The organism is Streptomyces phyllanthi, assembly GCF_009377205.1.
In the GTDB taxonomy this organism is placed as follows: domain Bacteria; phylum Actinomycetota; class Actinomycetes; order Streptomycetales; family Streptomycetaceae; genus Streptomyces; species Streptomyces phyllanthi.
The window spans coordinates 1-7,594 of record NZ_VJZE01000440.1 but is presented as its reverse complement, the minus strand read 5'-3'; the positions used below and the strand labels follow the sequence as shown (position 1 = coordinate 7,594).

8 protein-coding genes are annotated in these 7,594 nt (G+C 72.6%); 7 read left to right on the top strand and 1 reads right to left on the bottom strand.

Annotated elements, in window-relative coordinates:
- The first annotated feature begins 68 nt into the window (after positions 1 to 68).
- The 5 genes from FNH04_RS37210 (at position 69) to FNH04_RS37195 (ending at position 4,709) form a co-directional block, all read left to right on the top strand.
- Complete coding sequence (locus tag FNH04_RS37210) at positions 69 to 1,463, top strand: MFS transporter (protein WP_152790254.1); 1,395 nt, start codon at positions 69 to 71, stop codon at positions 1,461 to 1,463.
- Complete coding sequence (locus FNH04_RS37205) at positions 1,460 to 2,563, top strand: L-idonate 5-dehydrogenase (RefSeq protein ID WP_228031829.1); 1,104 nt, start codon at positions 1,460 to 1,462, stop codon at positions 2,561 to 2,563. The genes FNH04_RS37210 and FNH04_RS37205 overlap by 4 nt, the downstream gene beginning before the upstream one ends.
- Positions 2,564 to 2,610: 47 nt before the next feature.
- Positions 2,611 to 3,099: a PfkB family carbohydrate kinase gene (locus tag FNH04_RS49540; protein ID WP_407704173.1), complete on the top strand. Its 489-nt coding sequence runs from the start codon at positions 2,611 to 2,613 to the stop codon at positions 3,097 to 3,099.
- A gap of 16 nt (positions 3,100 to 3,115) precedes the next feature.
- Positions 3,116 to 3,514: a PfkB family carbohydrate kinase gene (locus FNH04_RS48765; RefSeq protein WP_322724946.1), complete on the top strand. Its 399-nt coding sequence runs from the start codon at positions 3,116 to 3,118 to the stop codon at positions 3,512 to 3,514.
- Positions 3,515 to 3,698: 184 nt separating this feature from the next.
- Complete coding sequence (locus FNH04_RS37195) at positions 3,699 to 4,709, top strand: sugar ABC transporter substrate-binding protein (RefSeq protein WP_152790253.1); 1,011 nt, start codon at positions 3,699 to 3,701, stop codon at positions 4,707 to 4,709.
- Positions 4,710 to 4,714: 5 nt separating this feature from the next.
- Here the strand turns inward: FNH04_RS37195 and FNH04_RS37190 are convergent, their stop codons facing one another.
- Complete coding sequence (locus FNH04_RS37190) at positions 4,715 to 5,716, bottom strand: LacI family DNA-binding transcriptional regulator (RefSeq protein WP_152790252.1); 1,002 nt, start codon at positions 5,714 to 5,716, stop codon at positions 4,715 to 4,717.
- Positions 5,717 to 6,502: 786 nt separating this feature from the next.
- Here FNH04_RS37190 and FNH04_RS37185 point away from each other — a divergent pair.
- Together FNH04_RS37185 and FNH04_RS37180 are read left to right on the top strand one after the other, a co-directional pair.
- Positions 6,503 to 6,877: a hypothetical protein gene (locus FNH04_RS37185; RefSeq protein ID WP_152790251.1), complete on the top strand. Its 375-nt coding sequence runs from the start codon at positions 6,503 to 6,505 to the stop codon at positions 6,875 to 6,877.
- A gap of 49 nt (positions 6,878 to 6,926) precedes the next feature.
- On the top strand, positions 6,927 to 7,594 hold a 668-nt coding region (locus FNH04_RS37180), incomplete at its 3' end, for a caspase family protein (protein WP_194236937.1).

The window sequence follows — 7,594 nt, the reverse complement described above, 5'->3', positions numbered from 1 at the left end:
CGCCACGCCTCCCCCCACCTGCCGCGTCCTGCCGCACCGTCCCCAGCACACGAACAACGGAGTTCCCGATGAAGGACGACACCACCACGGCGGAGCCCTCGGGCGCCGTACGCCGCACGACCCGTGATCTGACCAAGGCCGCCGTGTCCGGCTGGCTCGGTACCGCCATGGAGTTCATGGACTTCCAGCTGTACTCGCTGGCCGCCGCGATCGTCTTCAACAAGATCTTCTTCCCCGACGTCAGTCCGGCGATCGGGCTCATCGCCGCCATGGCCACCTACGGCGTCGGTTACGTCGCCCGGCTCGCCGGCGCGGTCTACTTCGGCCGGATGGGAGACCGGCTCGGCCGCAAGAAGGTCCTGACGATCACGATCCTGCTGATGGGCGCCTCGACCACGCTCATCGGTGTTCTGCCCACCTACGCGTCGATCGGCATCCTGGCGCCGGTCCTGCTCGTCGTGCTCCGTCTCGCCCAGGGTTTCGGGGCCGGGGCGGAGATCGCCGGGGCCACCGTGATGCTCGCCGAGTACGCCCCCACCCGGCGGCGCGGCCTGATCGCCTCCCTGGTGTCCCTGGGCACCAACTCGGGAACGCTCGCCGCTTCGGGCGTGTGGGCCGTGCTGCTCGCCTTCCTCAGCGAGGAGCAGCTGCTCGCGTGGGGGTGGCGCGTGCCGTTCCTGCTGAGTTTCGGGCTGATGCTGTTCGCCGTGTGGCTGCGGCGCAACCTCAGGGAGAGCCCGGTGTTCGAGGAGCGCCCCGATGTCGTGGACGGTGTGGCGCTGACCCGGCACGAGGTCGAGTCGGCCCTCACCGAGGGCACCGGGGGCGACGCCGGTCTGCTGGAGGCGGGCATGCGGCAGCGCAAGGGCAGGGCGTTCTTCCTCGCCCTTGCGCTGCGCTTCGGCCAGGCGGGCAACTCGGGGCTGGTTCAGACGTTCCTCGTCGGCTACATCGCGGCCAACCTGTCCACCGGTCGCTCCGTCCCCACGGACGCCATCGTGTACGGATCGCTCCTGGGCTTTCTCACGGTGCCGGCCGTGGGCATGCTGGGCGACCGCTTCGGACGCCGCACGGTGTACGTGGCACTCACCGTCCTCACCGTCGCCCTCGCCTTCCCGGTGATGCTGCTGATCACCTCGGGCAGCACTCCGGCGCTGATGCTGGGCATGGTCCTGGCACTGAACATCGGCGTCCTCGGGCTGTTCTCGCTGGAGAGCGTGACCATGGCCGAACTCTTCGGAGCGCGTACCCGGTTCACCCAGCTGGCGCTGGCCAAGGAGATCGGCGGGGTCCTCGCCACGGCCGTCGGACCGGTTCTCGCGGCGAGCCTCACCGCCGCCACCGGCAGCTGGTGGCCCATCGCGGCGATGCTCGTCGTCTACTCCCTGATCACACTCGTCGGCGCGCTTCTCTCGCCCGAGACACGCGGCCGTGACCTGGTGCGGCTGGAGGACGCCGTATGAGCCTGGTGGGGCCGGCCACCGCGGGCCGTACGGGTCCGGGAGGCGAGCGCCGTATGAAAGCCGTCGTCGTGCACGGCGCGGGGGACGTCCGGATCGACGAGCGCCCCCGGCCGGAGCCGGCGCGGGGCGAGGTGCTGCTCGCCATGGAGTGGGGCGGGATCTGCGGATCCGACGTCTCCTACTGGCGCAGGGGCGCCTCCGGCACCGCGGCACTCGCCCACCCCCTGGTCCTGGGCCACGAGGTCGCCGGCCGGATCGCGGCCCTGGGCGCGGGGGTGACCGGTCTGTCGGTGGGACAGCCGGTCACCGTCCACCCGGCCCAGGTCGTGGACGGACAGGCGCTGCCGGAGCGGATCGCCGGGCGCGGCAACCTCCACCCGCGTATCCGCTACTTCGGGTCGGCGGCCCTCACCCCGCACACCGACGGCGGGTTCAGCGAGTTCAGGGCCGTACCCGCGGCTCAGGTGCGGCCGCTGCCCGACGGTGTGGACACCGAGTCGGGCGCGCTGGCCGAGCCGCTGGCGGTGGCCCTGCACGCCGTGGGACGCGTGCCCGCACTGCGCGGGCGGAACGTCCTGGTCAACGGCGCGGGCCCGATCGGCTCCCTGGTCGTCGCCGCCGCCGGGTACCGCGGAGCGCGTACGGTGGTCGCCGCCGACCTCTCCGCCTCCCCGCTGTCCGTGGCCCGCCGCATGGGCGCGGACGCGACGGTCGACCTCTCCCGCGGCGAGGAGCTGCCGCAGGACGTCGACGTCGTCTTCGAGGCGTCCGGTGCCCCGGCCGCCCTGGGAGCGGTACTGCGGGCCACGGCCCGCGGCGGCACCCTCGTCCAGGTCGGCAATCTGCCCGGTACGGCGGCACCCTCCGTTCTGGGTGATCTGGTCACCCGCGAGATCACCTGGATCGGCTCCTACCGCTTCGTGAACGAGATCGACGACGCCCTCGACGCCCTGCGCGACGGCCTGGACGTCTCACCGGTCATCACCCACCGCTTCCCGCTGGAACAGGCCGAACAGGCCCTCGCGACCGCCGCGGACCCGAGCAGTGCCAGCAGCAAGGTGCTGCTGCGCCTGACGACGGACGCTTCGGCGCAGGGCTGACTCCCCACAGAACCGCACCCGGCTCCGGTGCAGGGCCCGCACGGCCCATGCCGCGTCCTGGAGCCGGGTCCCAGCACCGACCCGACCGCCAGGAGACCGCCTCGACCCACTGGCCCGCCGCCCCCCGGGGAGCCGAACAGCCCCGGCACGCGCCGACGGACGTCGTATGCATCGGTGAGACCATGGCCGTCCTCGCCCCGCCGGATGCCGGTCCGCTCGCCGCTCAGAGCACGCTCCGGCTCTCGGCCGGGGGCGCCGAGTCCAACGTAGCCCGCGGGCCGGCGGCCCTCGGGCACCGTGCCGCCTGGCTCAGGGCCCTTCTGACGGCTCTCCGCGGCGCCGCGACGCCCATATGGGACCGGAACCGGCCCGGGCGTCCGTGCTGCGCGGCGCACGCGTCGTGCACCTGTCCGGCATCACCGCGGCGCTCTCCGACAGCCGTGCCCGGCTCCTGGAGGAGATTCTGCTGCGCCGCGCCCCCTGGACGGACGGCGTCGCCGGTACACCGTCCCGGCCTGCCGTCTCCTTCGACGTGAACCACCGGCCCGCCCTGTGGCGCCACGGGCGTGCCGGCGCTCCGCGGATCCTGCTGCGGCTCGCTCGCGCCGCGGACATCGTCTTGGTGGGGCGGACCAGGCCGAATCCCTGTGGCACACCGCCCGGCCCGACGACATCGCGGACCTGCTCGCGCCGTCGCCGCTGGTGGTGGTCAAGGACGCCGAACACGGAGCCACTTCCTACGGCTCGGGCGGCCGTACCCTCGTACCCGCCCCGCCCGTCGAGGTGGTCGAACCGGTCGGCGCGGGCGACGCCTTCGCGGCCGGACACCTGTCCGCGGTCCTGCACGACCACGACGAGCCCGCCCGCCTGCGCCTCGGCCGCCTCACGGCCGCGGCAGCCCTCCGCACCAGGGACGACGTACCCGTCCGGCACCAGGTCGCCGACTGTTGACATCACCTCGGGGCGGCTTCATAGTACCTGCGACTAGCGCGCGCTAATAATGCGCTCCAGTGAATCGACAGGAGGCCCCCTCCCCACCCGCCTCCCCTGGCGCGACCCCTTCGTCGTGGTCGACGGCCTCCGCCCCGGCCGCCGACACCCGACGCCCTGACCAGCACAACGAGGTGCCAGACACATGCGCAGACACCACCGCATCCGAGCCGCCGCCCTGACCGCCACCGTTCTCGCCGGCACGCTGCTCGCCGCAGGGTGCTCCAGCAGTTCCGGTGGAAAGGAGTCCGAGGAAGGCGGCACGAACACCGCGGCGGGCAAGGCCGACACCCCCCGCATGACCGTGGCCATGATCACGCACGCGGCACCGGGCGACACCTTCTGGGACCTCATCCGCAAGGGCGCCCAGGCGGCCGCGGCCAAGGACAACGTCAAGCTCGTCTACTCCAGCAGCCCGAACGCCGGCGAGCAGGCGAACCTGGTGCAGAACGCCATCGACCAGAAGGTCGACGGGATCGCGCTGACCGCGGCCAAGCCGGACGCCATGAAGGACGTGGTGGCCAAGGCCAAGGCCGCCGGCATCCCGGTCGTCGGCTTCAACTCCGGCCTGGACAACTGGAAGGAACTCGGCATGCTCGAGTACTTCGGCCAGGACGAGAACATCGCGGGCCAGGCCTTCGGCGAGCGGCTCGACGAGCTCGGCGCCAAGCACGCCGTCTGCGTCATCCAGGAACAGGGGCAGGTCGCTCTGGAGGCACGCTGCGCGGGCCTGAAGAAGGGCTTCGACGGCAAGACGGAGAACCTGTACGTCAACGGCACCGACATGCCGTCGGTGAAGTCCACCATCAACGCCAAGCTCAAGCAGGACGCCTCCATCGACCAGGTGGTCACTCTCGGCGCCCCGATCGCGCTCACCGCCGTGCAGTCGGTGTCCGACGCGGGCAGCAAGGCCGAGGTCGCCACCTTCGACCTCAACAAGGACCTGGTGAAGGCCGTCCAGGACGGCACGGTCCAGTTCGCCGTCGACCAGCAGCCGTACCTGCAGGGCTACCTCTCGGTCGACGCCCTGTGGCTGTACAGGACCAACGGGAACTTCAGCGGCGGCGGCACCGCCCCGGTGCTCACCGGACCCGCCTTCATCACCAAGGACAACGTCGACGACGTCGCCGCGTTCGCGGCGAAGGGGACGCGCTGACGGCCTCAGCCCGACGCCCCGGGCGGCGGCCCGCTGGTCCCCCGTACCACCAGCTTCGGGTCCAGCACCGCCTCCCGCGGCTCCAGCCCCTCCCCCTCCAGCCGCTCCACGGCGTACCGCACCGCGCACTCCGCCATGAGGCCCGCGTCCTGGCGGACGGTGGTCAGGCCGATCGGCATCAGATGGGAGAGGTGACTGTCGTCGTAGCCGACGACGGACAGGTCCCGCGGGACGTCGACGCCCGCCCGTGTCAGGGCCATCAACAGCCCCCACGCGCACCTGTCGTTGCCCGCGAGAACCGCCGTCGGCAGGGCCTGCCCCCGGTCACGTTCCGCGAGGAGCAGATGGCCCGCCTCGATGCCCGACTGCTCGGTGTGCTCACCGGGGAGCACCCGCAGCTCGGACTCCAGTCCGTGCCGGCGCATCGCGGCCCGGTAGGCACGTCGCCGCTCGGCCGAGCCGGGGCCGCGACCGCCGTCGATGTGCACGATGCGCCGGTGCCCCAGCTCGACGAGGTGGTCCATGGCCTGTCGTACGCCCTTGGCCTCGGCTGAGTGCACGGAGTCGACCTGGGCCTGGGGAACGCGGCGGCCGACCGAGACGGCGACCGTACGGCGTCCGAGGGCGTCGAGGTACTCGGGCTCGGAGTCGGGGCCGAGCAGGATCACCGCCTCGCAGCGGTGACTGAGCAGCGCCTCGACGGCCTTGGCCTCGCCACGCCCCTGGGCGGCTGCGGAGAGCAGGACGTCGTAGCCGAGCCGCTCGGCCTCGGGGTAGATGCCCGCGATGAGGTCGGTGTGGAAGGTCTGGTGGACGGTGAACATCACGCCGAGCGTGCGGCTGCGCCCACGGGCCAGCAACCGGGCCGCGTTGTCCGGGCGGTAGCCGATCTCGTCGGCGACGCGCAGCACCCGCTCGCGGGTCTCCCGGCTCGCCCCCGGCTGGTCACGGAAGACGATCGACACGAGCGCCCGGGACACGCCCGCCTTCGCCGCGACGTCCGCCATCGTGGGCCGCTGCCTGCCTGGTACATCCACCTGAGAGCCCACCCTCCGACGCCGCCCATCGGCCGCACAGCCTACGGGCATTCCTCGAATTCACCAGAGTCCACGAACGGTCGACACCGTCGGTCGACGCGCCGGCCGCCGTCGCCGACGCCCTCAACGCGCCAGGGGACGGCTCGCCCGGCCGGGATGGGGAGGACGGCGCCGACGGGGCGGGAGGAAAGCCCGGGCCCGTCGCCGCCATCGGGCCGGCGGGACCTGCCGGGCCGGCTGGGCCGGCTGGGCCGGAAGGACCGGCTGGGCCGGAAGGACCGGAAGGACCGGCTGGGCCGGAAGGACCGGCTGGGCCGGCTGGGCCGGAAGGACCGGAAGGACCGGAAGGACCCGCAGGAAAGGGCGGCAAGGACGGCCGGACCTGCTGTGCGGCGACCGCGCCCGTTGCTCGCCCCCCTGGTCCGGGTGCCGGAGATCGACCTCGGATCGTGCGCTGCGGCCTGCGCCCACCGCTCCACGCGCAAGGGTCGGCTCCGCTGCGGCACCAGCGGATCCTCGGTGGCGCTGGGAGGTCGTCCGGCCGAGCGGCTGTTTCGCCGCCTGCTCCCGACCGCGGACCGGACCTGCTCTCCGGCGCCCGGCAGCAACGGGTTCTTCCGGCAGGGCTCCGACCCGGTCCGGCCTCGACGACCTTAGGATTGCCCGTGCCGGAGGGGCACGAACGGGGACGACATGGCACGTGTGGTGTGTGTGCACGGGGTGGGCCGGCACCTCGGGAGTGCGGGGAGCCTGCTCGTGACCCGCTACCTGCCGGCACACGAGGTGCGGGCCGCCGCTCGCAAGCGCGTCCTCTCGGGGATCGGGGACGACACCCGGGTCGTCGTCGCCCACTCCCTCGGCTCGGTGGTGGCCTGCGAGGCCCGGTGTTCCGCGCCGGTCCCGCTCGGCGCCCGGCCCGATGGGGAGGACCTGGCGTGGAGGAACGTGGTCGACCACGGCGATGTCGTCGCCCTCCTCAAGGACCCGCGCACCCGGTTCGGACCGAGGGTCGAAGGAGTGGCTCTGCACAGAGGCGCGCCCGCCCACGACGTGACGGCCCACGACGTGACGGCCCATCTGACCGATGTCAGGACCGGGGTGGCGATATCCGGCGGACTCCGTGTCCGGTGACCGCCGGGCCGGCGGTGGCGAGCCCCGCCGGTTCCTCATCGCGACGGCGGTGACGAGATACCCGGCGGCGACCCACCTCGACTGGGACCGACCCGGCCTCGTTGCGGCCCGGGACGACATCGTGGAGCTGTTCACCGGACGCCTCGGCTACCAGCACGTCACCGACCTCGGCCTCGACCCGACGGCCGACCAACTGACCCGGCATCTGAGGGACTTCTGCAGATCCTCGGAGCGTCGGCCGGACGACGTGTTGGCGGTCTACATCGCTGGGCACGGCGAGATCGTCGAGAACACCGGCCAACACGTTCTGCTGATGTCCGACACCGACCCCGACGATCCCGACGACGCCCTCACCACCGCCGCCCTGGCCCCCAAAATGCTGCTCGGCACCTCCATCCGCCGACTCCTGCTGATGCTCGACACCTGTTACGCCGGTCAGGGCGGCAACGAATTCGTCGCCGCCGCCCTGACCGGCGTAGGCAACGACCGGCACCACGCGTTCGGGACCGGGCTGGCCGTCGTCACATCCGCCTACCCGCACCAACAGGCGGAGACCGGAGCCTTCCCCCGCGTCCTCGGACGCGCCGTGGACAGCCTGGCCACGGCGGGCCACGGCCCGGCGACCCTCGACATCGACGCCCTCGTCGCGCGGATGAACGGCGATCCGTCCTTACCACCGCACCAGCGCATCGTCGCCCATCTGGCCCGTATGAGCGG

Bases quoted from the DNA above. Each gene is read 5' to 3' on its own strand.
- FNH04_RS49540 (WP_407704173.1), top strand. From the start codon at position 2,611: ATGCCGCGTCCTGGAGCCGGGTCCCAGCACCGACCCGACCGCCAGGAG.
- FNH04_RS37205 (WP_228031829.1), top strand. From the start codon at position 1,460: ATGAGCCTGGTGGGGCCGGCCACCGCGGGCCGTACGGGTCCGGGAGGC.
- FNH04_RS37195 (WP_152790253.1), top strand. From the start codon at position 3,699: ATGCGCAGACACCACCGCATCCGAGCCGCCGCCCTGACCGCCACCGTT.
- FNH04_RS37190 (WP_152790252.1), bottom strand. From the start codon at position 5,716: ATGGCGGACGTCGCGGCGAAGGCGGGCGTGTCCCGGGCGCTCGTGTCG.
- FNH04_RS37210 (WP_152790254.1), top strand. From the start codon at position 69: ATGAAGGACGACACCACCACGGCGGAGCCCTCGGGCGCCGTACGCCGC.